The sequence below is a fragment of the Pseudoalteromonas xiamenensis genome (genome assembly GCF_017638925.1).
GTDB classification, from domain to species: Bacteria; Pseudomonadota; Gammaproteobacteria; order Enterobacterales; family Alteromonadaceae; genus Pseudoalteromonas; species Pseudoalteromonas xiamenensis.
Genome location: NZ_CP072133.1, coordinates 313,671 through 332,220, shown reverse-complemented (window position 1 = coordinate 332,220; position 18,550 = coordinate 313,671). Strand labels below are relative to the sequence as shown.

Below are 18,550 nucleotides of genomic sequence, written 5' to 3'. Positions count from 1 at the left end.
TCAATTTGGTCGGCAACGTACAGTAGTTATTCAATCGCTTAATTTGGTGAAAAGAAGATGAAATTCGACGCAATCAAACTTAAAGAAAAATTTGCCCGTTTTAACGAACATTGGTCTCCTCGCGTTGTTGCTGAAATGAACGATTACCAGTTTAAATTAGCTAAAGTGCAAGGTGAATTTGTTTGGCATTCGCATGACGACACAGACGAGGTATTCTTGGTTATTGAAGGCGATATGATCATCGAGTTTCGTGACGGAAAGGTCGCTTTGAGCGCAGGGGAAATGTTTGTTGTTCCAAAGGGTGTAGAACACAAGCCATTTGCTGAGAGCGAATGCCATGTCATGTTTATAGAGCCAAGAGGTGTTGTAAATACAGGGGATGCTGGTGGCAAATTAACCGCAGCAAACGACGTGTGGGTGTAAATCCAACGAATAAAAAGGACCGATAGAATGAAAACAATAGGTTTGTTAGGTGGGATGAGTTGGGAATCAACCGTGAGTTATTACCAGTCCATAAATCGACAAATAAAACAAACGCTCGGCGGATTGCATTCGGCTAAAATTGTGTTGTATAGCGTCGATTTTGCAGAGATTGAGAAACTGCAAAAGGAAGGGAATTGGGATAAAGCAGCCGAAATCTTAAGTAAAGCGAGTAAATCGCTGCAGAGCGCAGGAGCGGAAGGTTTATTTATTTGTACAAACACGATGCATATTGTTGCGCCTCAAATTCAATCCGAATTATCCATTCCGCTGTTTCATATTGCAGACGCCACTGCGGAGGTGCTTGTCGATATGGGCGTAAAGAAAGTCGGCTTACTCGGTACGAAATTTACGATGCAGGAAGGTTTTTATAAAAACAGAATTTCTGAGCATTACGGAATCGATGTGATAGTACCTGATGAAGGGTCGCAAGAAGGCATACACACGATTATTTATGATGAGTCTCTGCTTGGGTGAAATAAACCCTTCATCGAAGTATTTTTATTTAGAAGTGATTGAGGATTTAAAAAACAAGGGAGCGGAGGCGATAATTCTAGGATGTACTGAAATCGCGTTATTGGTAAAAGCCCGTGATACAGCAATCCCATTGCTTGATACGACAACGATTCATGCAAGCAAAGCGGTGGCATTCGCCCTTGAAGATTAACTTTAAACCGCGTCCATAAGATTTGCACAATTGGGTTAAACAATAAAGGAAAACATTAACAGGAGTTTTTATGGCCTTAATATCAAAAATATCTCAACTCGAAGATGAACAATTACGTGCAATTGCTTATATGCCAACGGATTATTTATCAGTACTGGTTGCGAGCGACGCGTGGTTACAATTTACAGATTCTGATTTTATGCGCATCGCAGTATTGCTTGCGGAAAAAAGCTTTTTAGAGGGGGGATGTCCAATTGGTGCGGTGGTAATCGACAACGTAACGCGTCAAATATTAGGTAAAGGACACAATACCTTAGTACAAGAATCTCACCCTTATAACCATGGAGAGACATCTGCAATGCGTGATGCTGGGCGTGTGGATTTTAGCCAAACCACGCTGTTTACTACGCTAAGCCCGTGCGATGTTTGTGCAAGTTTATTGTATATGCGAGGCGTAAGCCGTGTTGTTGTCGGGGATGTTACTAATGCAAACGGAAATGAAGGCTTGTTGCAGGAAAAAGGTTTAACGGTCGATATTTTAGAAGACGAAGTTGGAATTGCATTATACGCTCGTTTTCGTAAAGAAAAGCCAGAGCAAGAGTTGGAAGACTGGCGGGGTGTCAGTGCTGTAAATGCGGCTCGTTAACGTTATTAAAAAGGATCACCACCGTATTTTGATTGGTACGGTGGTCTGCTGGATTTTGGTGCAAGTACTAAGTGCTGGCTGGTTTTACTTTCTAACCTTGAGTGAGGCCAAAAGTGGCTGGTTAGTCTCGGCACAAATCAAAAAAGTAGCGGATTTTATCATCTTTAGTACAGGCTCTTTGCTTCTTTATTCGGCGCGGTATGAAACGAAATTCTCTTATTTACTTGTCTTTTTATTTGCAGGACTCGGTATCTATACCTTAGCCTCGCTATTTTTCCCGTTAAGCTAAAGTGGCATGGTCTTTTTGACATAAATCTCTAAAATAGAACACCTAATTTGTTGTTTAAGAGCTTTTATGGAAAACTTTGTCGCCATTCTTGTGTATTTAGTCATTGGCGCTTGCCTAAGACGTATGCCTCAGTTTCCCAATGAAACCGGAATTGTATTAAACCAGTATGTGCTTTTTGTGGCCTTACCAGCCGTTGTTCTTTTAAAAATCCCTCAACTTGTCTTTTCAACGGATTTGCTCTTACCTGCTTTAATACCTTGGGTTCTTTTGCTCCTAGTCGTAGGTTTGGTGCTTTTAGCAGGTAAAGTGTTCAACTGGTCAAAAAATACGATTGCAGCGCTATTGGTCGTGTTGCCTTTAGGTAATACGTCATTTCTTGGATTTCCGATGGTCGAGGCCTTTTTTGGTAGTCACGCTCTTCCGTTGGCCATTATCTATGACCAAGCAGGATCGTTTGTCGCGTTGGCAACATACGCCACCATTTTAGCCGCGGTCTTCAATCCAGCTGCAGCCAAACCGACCTTTAAATCTATGGCAATAAAAGTTATTACCTTTCCTTCTTTTATCGCGCTTGTCATTGCCTTACTCGCCAAAGGGAATAGCTATCCGACTATCGCAACATCAATACTAGAAAGCTTATCTGCAACGTTAGTCCCTGTAATTATGGTTGCGGTTGGATTTCAATTTCAGTTGCGACTTGAATCCCATGAAGTCAAACCACTGCTTTTCGCTCTGCCTGTAAAGCTTTTGGTAATGCCTTTAATTGCGTATGGAATAGTACTGCAGTTCGATGTACCAAAAGTATTGATGCAAGTGGTGGTGTTTGAAGCAGCAATGCCTGTGATGATTTCGGCAGGAGCGATTGCAATTGGAGCAAATTTAGCGCCTAGAATGACATCGGCGCTTGTTGCTCTAGGTCTTGTCGTAAGTTTTGTTACCTTGCCTTTGTGGTATTGGGTACTGAGTAACATTTAACTGAGTGTAGCTATACGCGGTAGATTAAGCGTTGTGAATTTTTTATCAGTCGTTTTAAAGTATAAAGGCGAACAGTAGTTCGCCTTTATTAACACATTGAGCTGTTTACTTTTCTAAACCCGTCTTTGTGTAGATAGTAACTTTGTCTGAAACAAAGTTAATGGTGATATTTTGACTTTCATTACCCCACACGCAATTCGTATGAAGGGTTTTCTCTTCGCATTTGTCTGCAGAACCGAGTACTTGTTCAACTTCCGTTTTGTCCATGCCTACTTTGATTTTGTTATAGTTTTCAATATTAACCTTTGAGCAAGCTGCTAGGCCAAGCGCTAATGCGATCACTAAGTATTTTTTCATTTTCCCCTCCGAGCCGATGTGGCCGTTAATGTTTATACTTTCTTATTTGAATGATCATACCCATTTTGGGATGATCAAGATAATGTATGTCACCACTGTATACGCGCGTGTACTGTGAAAAACGCGCTGTTTGTAACTCAGCGTCGTCGTTCATAAAGCGATAGTCAAATTCAGAGGTAATAAATAAATAGTGCCTTACATGGATTTTCATCAATCCTTGTAGTTGCCAAAGGTCAGGATCTTTATGTGTGATAGAACCGAATTCATGGTTTAACAAACCAACATAACCTTCACTATTAATATAGTTTTTTATGGATTCTAAACTAGCGTTTCCAGCGAAGCGCTGACCACCATATACGATAATATTAGGGGCACGTGTTTGACTGGATTCAGGGAATCGCCAACCCGTGTGCAAAATTGGCTTTAACCCTTTGCGTTTAAGCTTTTGCATTACATCGTCAAGTTGTAATTGAGAGTCATCGAGTAAATAAATACTATCGGTATGTTCTTGAATTTCAGCTTTAGGTGATAAAGGCATTACGTCAAAATGTTGGGTGTAATCATAACTATCAGGACACACAGGAGACACTTGGCTTTGTGGTTCAAATGTGTTTCTTTGTATCTGAATCGTGCCCTGTAAACATTGCTCCTTTCCCGCTAAGTTGAAGCCATCGGTTAACAAATCAAGCTGATTTTTTCCTGTAATTTCAGGGTATTTAATTGAGAAGTCTTCACGTAGCTCGGCATTTTCTTTTTGTTCAAATGCAATAAATTCAACTTCAAACCAACGAGTTGCGTAGGCAGGTAATGCAATCGTTGAGATAACAACGGCAATAAACAATCGGCTAAGCATTATGCTGCTGCCTTTTTAGTAAAATCATCAATCATGGCATTTATCATTTTTATTCTTTCATTGCCGTTATTGGCTTCAATGGCGAACTTCAATTTGCTAGCGCCATCCATTTTATAAATAGATGGTGCACTTTGTATCAAACCGATAATGAACATTGGGTTAACTTTTGTTTGTGACGTGAATTCGAAATAACCACCTTTCGGATTCGCATCGACACGGCTAATGCCGATTTGCTGCGCTTTTTGCTTGATTGTTTGCACAGAGAATAAATGTTTTGCTGCATCAGGTAACAGCCCAAAGCGGTCGATCAGTTCCACTTGTAATTCATCGAGCTGTTCAATATTCGTTGTACTTGCAATACGTTTATAGAAGCTCAATCGTGTATTCACGTCTGGAATGTAGCTGTCTGGCAAAAGAGCAGGGACTTTTAAATCGACTTCGGTTTGCTGCTGAAGCAAGTTTTCTAGTGTAGGTTCTTTACCGTCTTTAAGTGCGTTTACAGCTTGTTCTAGCATTTCCATATAGAGGGTAAAGCCGATAGTTTGAATTTGACCACTTTGGTCATCTCCTAACAATTCACCGGCACCACGGATTTCTAAATCGTGTGTTGCTAGGGCAAAGCCAGCACCCAAATCTTCAAGAGACTCGATTGCTTGCAAACGTTTAACCGCATCAGGAGTGAGTGCATTCGCAGGTTTCGTAAGCAAATAGGCGTACGCTTGGTGGTGAGAGCGGCCTACACGTCCACGTAACTGATGCATTTGAGCTAGACCAAGTTTATCCGCTCTGTCCATGATAATGGTGTTAGCTGTTGGGACATCTATCCCCGTTTCTATTATTGTCGTACATACTAAGACATTGTATTTCTGGTGATAGAAATCGCCCATTAATGATTCGAGTTCTTTTTCACGCATTTGGCCATGGGCGATGGCGACGGTTGCCTCAGGAACAAGTTGAGTAATGTCTTCAGCGACTTTTTCAATGGTTTCCACGTTATTGTGAAGGAAATAGACTTGACCGCCGCGTTTAATTTCACGCAATACAGCTTCTCGGATTAATTCGTCCTCGCGTTCGCGAACGAAGGTTTTTACGGCCAAGCGTTTAGCGGGTGGCGTGGCGATAATCGACAAGTCACGCATACCGCTCATGGCCATGTTCAACGTTCGTGGAATAGGTGTTGCTGTAAGAGTTAAGATGTCCACATCGGCACGGAGCTGCTTAATTTTTTCTTTTTGTCTTACGCCAAATCGATGTTCTTCATCAACAATAAGTAAACCAAGGTCCGAGAATTTAATATCTTCTTGCAGGAGTTTATGAGTTCCAATGACGATATCAAGTTTGCCTTCTTCAAGTTTTGTCAGTGTTTCTTTTTGTTCTTTTGTCGAGTTAAAACGTGACAATACGCCTACTTCAACGGGAAGATCGGCAAAACGATCTTTAAAGTTTTCATAATGTTGTTGAGCAAGCAACGTTGTTGGAACAAGTACGGCAACTTGCTTACCATCGTTCACTGAAACAAACGCGGCGCGCATCGCGACTTCTGTTTTACCAAAGCCAACGTCACCGCACACTAATCGGTCCATTGCCTGCGGGCTTTGCATATCCATCAACACCGCTTCTATCGCATTCCGTTGATCGTCGGTTTCCTCAAATGGAAAGCTATCCCCAAAGTCACGATAAGCGGATTGTTCTAACTTGAAAGCGTAACCAGGCTTGCTTTGACGCTTTGCGTAAATATCCAGTAGTTCAGCTGCAACGTCACGGACTTTTTCCGCCGCTTTTCGTTTCGCTCGTTCCCAAACGTCTGATCCCAGCTTATGGAGAGGAGCGTGGGCTTCTTCGCCACCTGAATAACGACTCAACAAATGCAGTGAACCTACAGGAACATACAATTTGGCTTCATTAGCGTACGTTATTGTTACAAACTCAGTAGCGATACCGTTAGCTTCAATTGTTTGTAACCCGATATAGCGACCAACGCCGTGATCAAGGTGAACGATAGGTTGACCTTCTTTAAGTTCAGCTAAGTTTCGAATGAGCGCATCTTGACCTTGATCGAACTTATGCTTGCGACGACGGCGTTGAGATATTTTAACACCGAGTAATTCTTGTTCGGTTATAACGGTAAGAGGCAACTCACCAAAGAGAAGTACACTTTGTTCAAGCGGACTGACTATGATACCGACGTCATCTTTGGCTGACACAAACTTTTGTAGATGGGTGAACGATTTAAGTTTTAGCCCAGTTGGCTTTAATAACGTTAAAAGTGATTCTCTGCGGCCATCTGATTCAACAGAAAAGAGAACACGACCGCCTTGTTTTTTCTGTAGTGCAATAAAGTTGAGTAATGCTTTATATGGATCAGTTAATTTGTGATCAATTTTCAATTCTGGAATGAGCGCACAATCAAGATTTGTATGACCAGCACGTGTTCCTAGTGGCGCAAGTGATAGACGGATCCTAGGGTAGTGCCCAAATTGTTCGAACAAGCTATCTACAGGCAGATAAAGCTCATTTGGAGCGAGTAAAGGTCTGAGAGGATCGACTCTTCGATTTTCATAGCGTTTATTAACATCGACCCAAAACGAATTTGCAGCGTGCTCAACGTCTCCAAGATGCATGAAAGTGGCATCATCAGGAAGGTAGTCAAAAATAGTCGCTGTCGATTCAAAGAATAGTGGAAAATAGTATTCAATTCCCGCGGGTAGACTACCTTTGCTCACCTGCATGTAAATTGAATCGCTTTCGCTACTCGCACCGAATTTAGCACGATATTGAATACGAAAACGTTCAATATCTGACTGTGCGGTAGGGAACTCGTGTGCCGGTAATAAATCTATGAAATCTATTTTATCAAGCGAACGCTGTGTCTCAGGGTCGAACACTCGTATGCTATCTAGCTCATCATCAAAGAAGTCTAGTCTGAACGGCGTTTCGCTACCCATTGGGTACAAGTCGATTATAGAACCTCGAACAGCGTATTCACCGTGTTCCATGACTTGTTGTACATGCCTGTATCCAGATTCCGTCAGCGCTTGTCGCAATTGTTCTATATCGACGCTTTGGCCCGCTTTAAATTGCAACGCTGTGCCATGTATAAACGATTTTGGCGCTGTACGTAACATAAGAGTTGCAGCAGGTACAATAAGTACACTGTGTTTAGTTGACTTCAATGCATTGAGTGTCGCTAAACGTTGAGAAATGATGTCTTGATGCGGCGAAAAATGGTCATAAGGTAACGTTTCCCAGTCAGGGAAAACCCTAACTGGAATTGACAGGAGGTAGTTAAGCTCAGTTTCAAGTTTTAAAGCCGAAGGCGTGTCTTGGGTGACGATAACGACGAGTTCGTCGCGTTTTTCAATGGCATTAGCAAGTGACAAACTGAGTCCACTGCCGATTAGTTGCCCCCAATGGATTTTATCCTGCTTTGATTTTACCCAAGGTAAGGCTTGCCATTGTGCCTTTGACATCTACAACTCCTGTTTTACGTTTTTCTTTTGATATTAATCGCGATAGATTTTCAATAGATCGTGGTAGTGGTCAATTCTGCGGTCACGCAGGTAAGGCCACCAACGGCGCACAGATTCACTTCGGGCTTTATCAATGTCCACGACTAATATTTCTTCTTCTGTTTCAGAACCGTGTGCTAAAAATTCGCCCTGTGGTCCTGTTACAAATGAGTTGCCCCAGAATTGAATACCTTCACTCGTACCACTTGGATCTGCTTCATGACCAACACGGTTTACACTGATAACAGGCACACCATTTGATACGGAGTGAGCACGTTGTGCAATGATCCAAGCATCACGCTGACGAATTTGTTCGTCACGGTCGTCAGCAGGGTTCCAACCAATCGCGGTCGGGTAGATTAGTAGTTCAGCACCAGCCATAGCCATTAAGCGGGCGCCTTCTGGGAACCATTGATCCCAACAAACTAACACACCTAGTTTCCCTACAGAGGTCTGTATCGGTGTAAAGCCAAGATCTCCAGGGGTAAAATAAAACTTCTCGTAAAATCCCGGATCATCTGGGATGTGCATTTTACGGTATTTACCTGCAATTGTGCCGTCCGTTTCAAAAACCACTGCGGTGTTGTGGTAGAGTCCCGTAGCGCGCTTTTCGAAAAGCGAAGAAACGATAACGATACCAAGCTCTTTTGCGAGTGCTCCTAGAACGGTCGTACTTGGACCTGGAATTGTTTCAGCTAAATCAAATAGTTCAGTATCTTCTACTTGGCAAAAATACAAACTACGGTGCAGTTCTTGAAGACAAACTAGTTTTGCACCTTGTCTGGCTGCGTTGCGAATACCATCGAGCGTTTTTTGAAAATTCGCAGCAATGTCACCAGTGTTACTGTGCTGGACAAGGCCAACTTTTAAAATTGAGTTACTCATAAAAAGACCTACTTTAAAAAGCCTTTTGGCAACTGCATTGTAATGCAATGTAAGCTACCAAACTGATGGATAATAGGTAAACAATTGACACCAATAACGGTTCTATCTGGATACGCTTGTTGGATCTGACCTAAAGCAAAACCATCGAATTCATCACCATACACGGGAACAAGGACCGTTTTATTGATGATTAAATAGTTAGCGTAGGTTGCAGGTAATCGGTAGCCTTCCGAGTCAAAACACGCTTTAGGCCAAGGGAGCGGAATTAATTGATAAGGCTCACCAGATGGCGTTCTAAATGTTTCTAACTGTGATGCCATTTTTGACAGTGCGTCGTAGTGCTCATCTTCTTCGTCGTCGCATTCAACGTAAACTATTGTATCGTTCGGTGCGAATCGTACCAGCGTGTCGATGTGGCTATCGGTATCGTCACCAGCAAGATACCCATGGTCAACCCACAAGAATGACGTCACGCCAAGTTCATCTTGTAACGTTTGCTCGATTTCTTGTTTTGATAAAGAAGGGTTACGATTTGGGTTTAATAAACATTCTGACGTTGCTAAAAGCACGCCATTCTCATTTATTTCAACACCTCCGCCTTCAAGTACAAAGTTTAGAGATTTGTACTTCGCGTTTTTACAAGCCGCTTGATCAACAACCTGTCTATTGATTGCGTTATCTTGTGAGGCGTCGAATTTATCGCCCCAACCATTAAAAACAAAATCTTTGATATAGATTTCACCAAGTTCATTGGCTGTCGTTAACGGGCCGTGATCTCGAGTTCAAGTATCATCACAGGGCGCATCCACAAACACGATTTGTGTTAGGTCAACTCCATGTTCAGCAAGAAGGTGTGTAATGTGTGCTTTGAGTGATTCATCGTGCGCGACGATAAGTACTTTTTGCACTTGGCTTATTTGCTGACAAAGCGTGACATAAACTGGTTCAACATCATCTAGGATATGTGACCAATCGGTATCAGCGTGTGGCCATGTCAGCATGACGGCGTCTTGTTCCGTCCATTCAGGTAATAATCTAAAAGTCATGATCTTATAAAACAATCAAACAAGACCATAGTTTATCATTGTAGGGCAGAGTGTCAGCTATTTTGTGTCTCATTCTTGTCAGATTGGCGTTTTTTTAACTGACGCGTTTGTGCGTGTAAACTCGCCCGGACGATGAGTTCTTGGTCCGTATCTCGCACTTTACTGAATAACAGTGTGTATTGAGTTCCCTTATCTGTTTGTGCCTTGGCTATAACCTCGGTAAAACAAAATATGGCTGCGGCCTCACTATATAAAAATATCTTTGTTCTAAAATGTTGGCCAAGTTCAAAGTCTTGGTCGAGTGTTATTTTAATGCCGCCACCGCCATAACTATCGCAATTTACGGTATCGTCGTCCGATTGTTCGGTGGACAGGATATGACTCATGATGAGGTCGATTTTACGAGACTGGGCCTGTAAGTATACCGCTAGCTGTTCGGCTACATCACCTAAGCTTCTTAATGGTCGAAGCACGCTTATGTTAAGTTCATTAACTTCATTTGCGAGTCTAAACAGGGCGGGAATACTCGCCTCTAATTCATCTTGTGTCAGCGGTACTTCGTGCTTTGCAACCGGATAGAGATTAACTCGATTACTTTCTTCAATTTGGAAAAAAGATTCGAACTGCGTTTGTTTGTCACTCATTCAAAAGCTCGGTTGAATTTTTTCAATCATAGCTTAAGTTTAGCTGAAAAAATGGGCTTTTGAAATGAAGAAGTTTGCGCTTGTAAAGCGGGAGATTTACGACATGAAAAGAAAAAGCGCGATAGTATCTCTACCGCGCTTTGTGTATTTAGACTAAGCCTTCGTCGGTATCGACATGCTCTTTCTTATGATGTTCAGCGATTTCATTTGCTAACTCATCACGTGAACGTTTTTCAGTAACACGTCTCGTCGTTAACCAATAGAAAAAGAGGGGGACGAAGAAGACAGCAAGGAATGTCGCAGCCATCATACCTCCCATAACACCAGTACCTACTGAATGCCTTGCTCCTGCACCCGCGCCTGAACTAAACACTAACGGTACAACACCAAGAATAAAGGCCAGAGAGGTCATGATAATTGGTCTAAAACGTAAACGAGCCGCTTCGAGTGCCGCTGCACTTGCTGTCCAACCTTCTTGGTACTTCATAAGTGCATACTCGACGATTAGAATCGCGTTTTTACTTGCAAGACCTAACAGTGTAACCAAACCAATTTGAAAGTAAACGTCGTTTGTTAAACCCGAAACCCATACTGAGACCAACGCGCCAAACGTACCAAAAGGCAAAGCGAGTAACACTGAAATTGGTAGAGACCAACGCTCATAGAGTGCAGCAAGAATTAGGAAAACCATGATAACAGCAAGGCCTAGAGCTAAACCTGTCGTACCAGAGCTACGCTTTTCTTGGAATGCAGAACCAGTCCAGTCATAGGTCATGTCTGGTGGTAACACCGTTTTTGCAATGCGTTCCATTTCAGCAATTGCCTGACCAGAAGAATAGCCAGGCGCAGCTTCACCGATAAGTTTGACAGCTGATAAGTTATTGAAACGATTTAAGCTCTCTGGTCCTCGGCTGTATTCAATTTTCGTAAATGCTGAAATGGGGACCATCTCGCCTTTGTCGCTTTTAACGTAAATACGGCCGACGTCTTCCGGTTTCATACGGAATTCAGCTTCGGCGGACATAATAACCTGCCATGCACGACCAAATTTGTTGAAATCATTGACGTAATAGTTACCTAAGTTCGCAGCTAACGCATTGAATGCAGAATTAATATTCACACCCATTGCGCGAGCTTGTTCACGATCCATCTCGACTTTTAACTGAGGTGCGTCTGGTCTCCAAAGCGTTTGTAGGCTTGAAATGATAGGACTTCTTTTGTGCTTCAGCCATCATTAAATGCATACCCATTTTGAGTTTCTCTGGGCCACCATCCCCTTTGTTTTGTACGTAAATTTCAAAACCACCGGTGTTGCCAAGTCCGAATATCGCTGGCGGGTTAAACGCTAAAACGAGTGCTTCGTTTATACCTGCCGTTTTCATATAAAGCTCACCAACGAGCGATTTCACGTCAATTTGACGATCATCCCAGTGACTTTGCGTAACGAAAATGGTAGCCGCGCTGCTTTTGTAACCGTTACCAATGAAATCGAAACCTGTAAACGCAACTACGTTTTCGTTTGCTGGATTTGATTGAATTGCATCGATAACCTTTGCAACCACTTCGTTCGTACGTTCAAGAGAAGAACCATCTGGTAAAAATACTGCGCTGATGTAATAGCCTTGGTCTTCATCAGGTACGAGAGAGTTCGGAGTATTTTTCCAAAGGAATCCCGTCGCAGCAATCATCGCTAACATTAAGGTTAAACCTAAGAAACCTCGACGAACCATGAAGCTGACAGAACTTACGTAGCGACCCGTGATGCGCTTAAACCATTCGTTGAACCAAATGAAGAAACGCGCAGTTTGCTTATCTTCATGACGCAAAATGGCAACACACAATGCAGGTGTCATTGTCAGTGCAACGACACCAGACAAGCTAACAGCAATTGAAATAGTGATAGCAAACTGTCTAAACAATTCACCGGTTAAGCCGCCTAAGAACGCAATAGGGACGAATACCGAACACAGCACTAATACGATAGCGACAACTGGGCCGCTTACTTCTTGCATTGCCTTAATTGCGGCATCACGCGGAGAAAGGTGTTGTTCGTGCATGATTCGTTCAACGTTTTCAAGTACAACAATCGCATCATCAACCACAATACCGATTGACAATACCATACCGAATAACGTTAGTGTATTGATTGAATATCCCATCATATAAAGGCCAGCAAACGTACCAAGTAACGATACAGGAACCGCTAATGAAGGAATAAGAGTTGCTCGCCAATTTTGTAAGAACAAATAAACGACTAGGAATACAAGAAGCATTGCTTCGCCAAGGGTTTTGAGTACTTCACGAATTGATACTTCTACGAAACGAGTTGTGTCGTAAGGAATTGCGTGGGACAAACCTTCAGGGAAAGCGGTTTTAATGTCTGCAATAGTTGCTTCTACTTCATTGGCAACGTCAAGAGCGTTCGCACCTGGCTGTAGGAATATACCCAACAGCACTGCTTCTTTGCCGTTATATGTACCGGCGAAATTGTAGTCTTTCGAGCCTAATTCAACACGCGCAATGTCTTTCATTCGGAGCGTTGAGCCATCTTCATTCGCTCGAATGATGATGTTCGAGAACTCTTCAGGTGTCGATAAACGACCTTTTGCAGTTACGCTGTAAACAAGTTCTTGCGAGTTACTTGTTGTAGGTGTCGCACCAATAGTACCGGCAGCATATTGAGAGTTTTGCTCACGAACAGCAGACGTTACTTCTTCGACGGTGACACCAAGTTGGCTCATTACATCTGGACGCAACCAAATACGCATTGCGTAATCTTTCGCACCAAAGATCTGAACACTCGTTGTACCCGGAATACGCTTGATTCTATCAAGAATATTCATCGTAACGTAGTTTGATGTCCAAAGGCTAGAGCGAGATCCATCTGGTGAATAAAACGCATGAACCTGAAGAAAACTTGATGAACCTTTCGCTACAACAACACCTTGGCGTCTTGTTTCTTCAGGTAGGCGAGCTTCAACTTGTTTCACGCGATTGTTTACGTCAACCGCAGCCTGATCGATGTCAGTGCCAATCTCGAACGTTACCGCAATAGTCGTTGCGCCTGAACTCGTACTTGTCGAGTCCATATACATCATACCTTCTACGCCTGTAATGGCGTTTTCAATAGGCGCAGCAACTGTTTGCTCCAATACATCGGCAGATGCACCAGGGTACATTGCGGTGACCTGCACAACGGGTGGCGCGATTTCTGGATACTGCGCTATAGGAAGGCTGCGCATAGCTGCTAAACCAGCCAACACCATCACAATCGAAATAACGAATGCGAATATCGGTCTGTCTATAAAATACCTAGAGAACATACAGAATTATGCTCCTTTATTATTTACTTGAACTGGCATGCCAGGGAAGAAAATACGAGCCATGCCTTCAACAATAACCGGTTGGCCTGGGTTCAAGCCTGATTTAATCACCCACGCATTCTCACCATTAAGTTGCACCCATTCGCCTACTTCGACAGGCGCAGGTAAGGCAACTGTCATGCCTTGTTCTTTTTCAACAGCGACGTAGACAAATTTACCAGTACCATTATCCAAAACTGCACGCTGTGGTAGCACTATAGCTTCGTTACGAATGGCGCCAGTGAGTTTTACTCGAACAAATTGCCCAGGGCGAAGCTGTCCGTCAGGGTTATTAACAACGGCTTGAAGTTCACTCGTTCCCGTGTTTCGATTTACGCGAACGTCGCTGAAATTAACTTTTCCTGTTTGCCCATAAAGGCTGCCATTTTGTAAAACCAATTGAACATCGAATTGATTGCCCGCAGGTAGAGTAAGATAACCATTTTCTACTTCCTGGCGCATATCTAGCTGTTCACGTTCTGAGAAACCAAAACGCACCCGCATTTTTGTTGTTTCAGTCAGTTCTGTAAGTAAAACGCTAGGACCTTGAACGTAACTACCTTCTGAAACAAATTCTCTACCTGCTATCCCAGAAACAGGCGCTTTAACCTGTGCATACTCTAAGTCGAGTTGAGCGTTCTTTAAGGCGACTTTAGAGGTTTCTAGGTTTGCGATGGCGATATCATAAGCGGATACGGCGTTATCATATTCACGCTTTGAAATAGAACGTTCGTTTTTAAGCGCTTCTAATCGGTCTCTTTCACGCTTCGTTTGTTCAACAGAGGCTTTTGCTGCTTGCAGTTGGGCTTTTGCTTTATCAACTTCTAACTTAAACGGTTCTAAATCTAAGGTAAATAATGATTGGCCTTCAGTAATAATCTGTCCTTCCTCGAAATTGCGAGATTCAATAATGCCAGAGACTCGCGCTCGAATTTCTACTTCCTTGTTTCCCGAGAGAGTTGCAGGAAGCTCAATAGTGAAAGGAACAGATGTCTTTTCTACTGCCACTGTTTGTACTTGTGCCGGAGGCATACCACCATGACCTTGCGGTGCTTCACCTTCGCCACATGCGACGAGTGTGAACACAGACGCTGCTGCCAAAGAGAATGGTAATGCGCGACGCTTAAATTTTGTGAGGTACATGAGCACTCCAGTATTGATTGTATTTTGAGCTTTTATTTTGTTGTGCTGCCACAGCGGATTACCTTGATTTTTCAAGGTGTGTAGCGGTAATGAGGTATCTTTGTCGCAGCACAATCTTAATAAGGATGTTCTCTGCATGCAGATTCCAACAGGTGTCGAGGTTGGTAATTATTTATTTCATACCCTAATCGACAGAAAGTAAAGGAGAATGACGCAGAAATAACCAAGTAAACGATAGTGTATACCTAGACCAATTAAAGGTAAACGGTATCGTGTACTTTTTTTTCTTAATTTTTTCAATTAAAATAGTATTAACGTAAAGTTTAATAACGGGTACAAAGTGCAATTATCAACAAAGCAAAGCAGTATTCTTTCTGCTGCCATTAAGCAATTTGCGCAGTTTGGCCTAACAGCGACGACTATGGAACGAATCGCTGCTGAGGCTCAAGTATCTAAACGCACGTTATACAAACATTTTCCAACGAAAGAATCTTTGTTCGATACGGTTGTTGACCTTTTAATCGAGCGGATTAATCCCTTAGTTGCTATTCAATTTATACCAAATTATGGTTTTAAAACTCAGTTAGAACATCTTGCAAGAAGCGCAATAGAGCTTCTGTCTGATGAAGACTATTTAACACTTTCCCGCATTGTCATGATTGAATCAATGCGCAGCAAAGAACAAGCAGAGCGTCTTGCAATTCGATTTAACAACTGCGAGTGTGCTTTGCTGCAATGGTTTAAAGACGCGTTTAATGCAGGTTGCCTAGGCGACTTCGATGCAGAACTCGCCGCAGGTTTCTTTTGGGGGGACTCAAAAAACTAACCTATTGGGAGCAAGTGTTAAAATGGCAGCCGGCCATTGATGAGAAAGCACTAGATCAATTGCTTACTCAAACCGTTCGTCTTTTTTGCGAAGGCGCTAGTCCACGCCTATAAACCCACCCGTTTGGTGCGCCCATAGCTTTGCGTAAATCCCACCAAGAGCAAGAAGCTCTGTGTGCGTACCTTGTTCAACAATGTTACCTTCCTCGAGTACGATTAATCTGTCTAGTTTAGCGATAGTAGAAAGACGATGAGCAATTGCAATGACGGTTTTTCCGTCCATCAACTGTTCTAAGCTGTCTTGGATCGCTGATTCCACTTCTGAGTCGAGTGCCGATGTAGCTTCATCCAAAATTAAAATTGGTGCATTTTTTAATAGAACTCGTGCAATAGCGATACGTTGACGCTGTCCGCCAGACAGCTTGACTCCTCGCTCACCAACTTGAGCATTTAAACCGACATTTCCAGCTTTATCTTCTAACTCATTTATAAAATCCATCGCCTGTGCACTAGTTGCAGCCGCTAACAACTCGGCTTCAGTAGCTGTTGGATTTCCGTACATAATGTTTTCTTTCACACTACGATGCAAAAGAGCAGTATCCTGCGTGACCATTGCTATATTTTTTCGAAGCGACTCTTGCGTAACATCAGCGATGTTTTGTCCATCAATAAGGATTTTACCGCTGTCAACATCGTAAAAACGAAGTAGTAAATTAACGAGAGTTGATTTTCCAGCACCCGAGCGTCCGACAATGCCTATTTTTTCTCCAGCTCGAATATCAAGATTTAATTTATCGATAACAACTTTGTGACTACTGTCCGCTCTTCGATAGGAAAAACTGAGGTCACTAAATGAAATGGCGCCAGCTTGTAATTCAAGAGATGAAGCGTTTTCTTTGTCCGTGATTTGTAAGGGTTGTGAAAGTGTGCGCATTCCATCAACTACAGTACCTATATTTTCAAATAGTCCACTTACTTCCCACATAATCCACTGTGCCATACCATTGAGCCGAAGAGCCAAACTGACGGTGATAGCGATTGCGCCAGCCGTAACTTCGTTTAATGACCATAAATATATACTCATTGCCGCAACGCTAAACACCAAAACATAATTAATCACTTGAACACTTACGTTTAGAGACGTTGCAAGGCGCATTTGTGCATAGACAGGCTTAATAAATATTTCCATGCTTTCCTTAGCGTACTGTTCTTCACGTTGAGTGTGTGAAAACAGTTTAACGGTGGTGATGTTCGTATAGCTATCGACAATCCGGCCAGTCATATCTGAGCGAGCATCCGCTTGTTGTGTGGAAACGTTTTTAAGGCGAGGGACGAAATAGAGTTGAATGCCAATGTAGGCGAGTAACCAACCGACCATAGGAATCATAAGTCTCAGGTCTGCTTGACCGACTAAAACAAGTACCGCACCAAAATAAACCAAAATGTAAACTAATACATCTAGCAGTTTCATCACTGTCTCACGCACAGCTAACGCTGTTTGCATCACTTTAGTTGCAATTCGACCAGCAAATTCATCTTGGTAAAATGACATGCTTTGCTTTAAGAGATAGCGATGTGCGAGCCAACGAATTGACATTGGGTAGTTACCAAGCAAACTTTGGTGAAGAATAGAAGAGTGAAGGAAAACTAAAATTGGTAAAATGACCAAAGTAGTCATTCCCATGGTCGTTAAATCAGAGGCTTTTTCAGCAAAAAGTTGTTCAGGCGTATAGTTTGAAAACCAATCAACGAGTGTACCCATAAAGCTAAAGAGAGTGACTTCTAGAATAGCGAGTATTGCCGCGGATAAGGACATCACAATAAGGGGGATTTCCATACCTTTAGTGTAATAACGACAAAACGCGAATAAACCAGAAGGCGGCTGTGTTGCCTCTTGTGTTGGAAAAGGACGAGTTAAACGTTCAAACCATGAGTACATAATACCGCCTTGTTGAGATCTAGAGTTTCCTTTGCTGTACGGATATACAGTAGCAGGATTTACAAAATAAAACCAGCGATTCCAACGGCAATTGCTGTAATCGCGGCGAGTGCCCTAAAAAGCTTTAAAGGTGCCTTTTTGATCAGTGCCTCACCAAAAATCAGTACAGGAATATTTGCGAGTAACATACCAAGCGTAGAGCCTAGCGTAACTAACCAAATTGACTGAAACTGAGAAGCGAGAAGCGCTGTGGCGAATTGAGTTTTATCACCTAATTCTGCAATAAAAAAAAGTACACAGGTTGCTGCAAATATTCCGAATTGATCAAAGCGGTTGTCTACATCATCTTCTTTGTCCGGAAACAATAGCCAAATACCAAGCAGGACAAAACTTAAGCTAAGGAAATATTGAAAATACGAAGAGTTGAACAAGTCAGAAATAGCAACACCTAAATACGCTGTAGCTAAGTGGTTCAGAATAGTCGCTAACAGAATGCCCAGTGCTATTTGAAATGGCTTTTTGTATTTTAAGATGAGAAAAAGGGAAAGTAATTGGGTTTTATCGCCGATTTCGGCGAGCGTGACGGTAAGTGTAGAGATAAGAAACTGTTCCATAACATTGCTACCAAGGCGGGATAAAAACAACAAGGCAACAACCTTCCTCCCGCCAAAATAGGAAAGCCATTACCTTGAGTCTTGCCGATAAATCAAAGCGATTTACGTCTATACCATGCGCAAATGTGCGCGCAACTATGTTGATATAGACACAAGCTTAAATGCGTATTCGACTTCAAATGAATCAGATTGCCCCTGAATTTGTCGAACGCGTTTCGTATAGCTTGCAGGCTACTCCCCCAAAGTGGAGCGCAATATTAACCGCTGGCTGCATTTTTGACAATAAAAAAGGAGCAGAAGCTCCTTTTTTATTACT

At 42.5% G+C, this 18,550-nt stretch carries 13 protein-coding genes and 3 pseudogenes; 6 read left to right on the top strand and 10 right to left on the bottom strand.

Going from position 1 to position 18,550, the window contains the following annotated elements; genetic code table 11:
• Positions 1-57: 57 nt before the first annotated feature.
• The 5 genes and pseudogenes from J5O05_RS01730 (at position 58) to J5O05_RS01710 (ending at position 3,057) form a co-directional block, all read left to right on the top strand.
• Positions 58-423 carry a cupin domain-containing protein gene (locus J5O05_RS01730; RefSeq protein ID WP_208843332.1) on the top strand — a complete coding sequence of 122 codons (366 nt, stop codon included), beginning with the start codon at positions 58-60 and terminating at the stop codon, positions 421-423.
• 27 nt (positions 424-450) lie between these two features.
• Positions 451-1,147, top strand: a pseudogene (locus J5O05_RS01725) (aspartate/glutamate racemase family protein).
• A gap of 70 nt (positions 1,148-1,217) precedes the next feature.
• A complete protein-coding gene (locus J5O05_RS01720) occupies positions 1,218-1,793 on the top strand; it encodes a nucleoside deaminase (protein WP_208843331.1) in 576 nt (191 codons plus the stop codon).
• On the top strand, positions 1,780-2,082 hold the full coding sequence (locus tag J5O05_RS01715) for a hypothetical protein (protein ID WP_208843330.1): 303 nt from the start codon (positions 1,780-1,782) through the stop codon (positions 2,080-2,082). The genes J5O05_RS01720 and J5O05_RS01715 overlap by 14 nt, the downstream gene beginning before the upstream one ends.
• A gap of 66 nt (positions 2,083-2,148) precedes the next feature.
• Positions 2,149-3,057, top strand: coding sequence for an AEC family transporter (locus J5O05_RS01710; protein ID WP_208843329.1), 909 nt, complete (start codon positions 2,149-2,151; stop codon positions 3,055-3,057).
• Between the two features lie 105 nt (positions 3,058-3,162).
• On the opposite strand, the gene J5O05_RS01705 is transcribed toward J5O05_RS01710, so the two are convergent.
• The 8 genes and pseudogenes from J5O05_RS01705 to J5O05_RS01670 all read right to left on the bottom strand — a co-directional run bounded on the left by J5O05_RS01705 (position 3,163) and on the right by J5O05_RS01670 (position 14,856).
• Complete coding sequence (locus tag J5O05_RS01705) at positions 3,163-3,414, bottom strand: DUF3862 domain-containing protein (protein WP_208843328.1); 252 nt, start codon at positions 3,412-3,414, stop codon at positions 3,163-3,165.
• Between the two features lie 25 nt (positions 3,415-3,439).
• On the bottom strand, positions 3,440-4,267 hold the full coding sequence (locus tag J5O05_RS01700) for a CsiV family protein (RefSeq protein WP_208843327.1): 828 nt from the start codon (positions 4,265-4,267) through the stop codon (positions 3,440-3,442).
• Positions 4,267-7,737, bottom strand: coding sequence for a transcription-repair coupling factor (gene mfd, locus J5O05_RS01695; protein WP_208843326.1), 3,471 nt, complete (start codon positions 7,735-7,737; stop codon positions 4,267-4,269). The genes J5O05_RS01700 and mfd overlap by 1 nt, the downstream gene beginning before the upstream one ends.
• A gap of 33 nt (positions 7,738-7,770) precedes the next feature.
• Positions 7,771-8,661 (bottom strand): carbon-nitrogen hydrolase, encoded by an 891-nt coding sequence (locus J5O05_RS01690; RefSeq protein WP_208843325.1) that lies wholly within the window; start codon positions 8,659-8,661, stop codon positions 7,771-7,773.
• A gap of 8 nt (positions 8,662-8,669) precedes the next feature.
• Positions 8,670-9,707 (bottom strand): annotated as a pseudogene (locus J5O05_RS01685) (agmatine deiminase family protein).
• Between the two features lie 53 nt (positions 9,708-9,760).
• Positions 9,761-10,351, bottom strand: a complete 591-nt coding sequence (locus J5O05_RS01680; protein WP_208843324.1) for a PilZ domain-containing protein — start codon at positions 10,349-10,351, stop codon at positions 9,761-9,763.
• Between the two features lie 148 nt (positions 10,352-10,499).
• Positions 10,500-13,674 (bottom strand): annotated as a pseudogene (locus tag J5O05_RS01675) (efflux RND transporter permease subunit).
• Between the two features lie 6 nt (positions 13,675-13,680).
• Positions 13,681-14,856: an efflux RND transporter periplasmic adaptor subunit gene (locus tag J5O05_RS01670; RefSeq protein ID WP_208844445.1), complete on the bottom strand. Its 1,176-nt coding sequence runs from the start codon at positions 14,854-14,856 to the stop codon at positions 13,681-13,683.
• 340 nt (positions 14,857-15,196) lie between these two features.
• Between J5O05_RS01670 and J5O05_RS01665 the strand changes: the two genes are divergently transcribed.
• On the top strand, positions 15,197-15,682 hold the full coding sequence (locus tag J5O05_RS01665) for a TetR/AcrR family transcriptional regulator (RefSeq protein WP_244369733.1): 486 nt from the start codon (positions 15,197-15,199) through the stop codon (positions 15,680-15,682).
• 96 nt (positions 15,683-15,778) lie between these two features.
• Here the strand turns inward: J5O05_RS01665 and J5O05_RS01660 are convergent, their stop codons facing one another.
• Positions 15,779-17,620 (bottom strand): ABC transporter ATP-binding protein, encoded by a 1,842-nt coding sequence (locus J5O05_RS01660; RefSeq protein WP_208843323.1) that lies wholly within the window; start codon positions 17,618-17,620, stop codon positions 15,779-15,781.
• Positions 17,621-17,679: 59 nt separating this feature from the next.
• The gene (locus tag J5O05_RS01655; RefSeq protein ID WP_208843322.1) at positions 17,680-18,234 is read right to left on the bottom strand and encodes a TMEM165/GDT1 family protein; all 555 of its coding nucleotides are present in this window, start codon (positions 18,232-18,234) and stop codon (positions 17,680-17,682) included.
• Positions 18,235-18,550 lie beyond the last annotated feature (316 nt).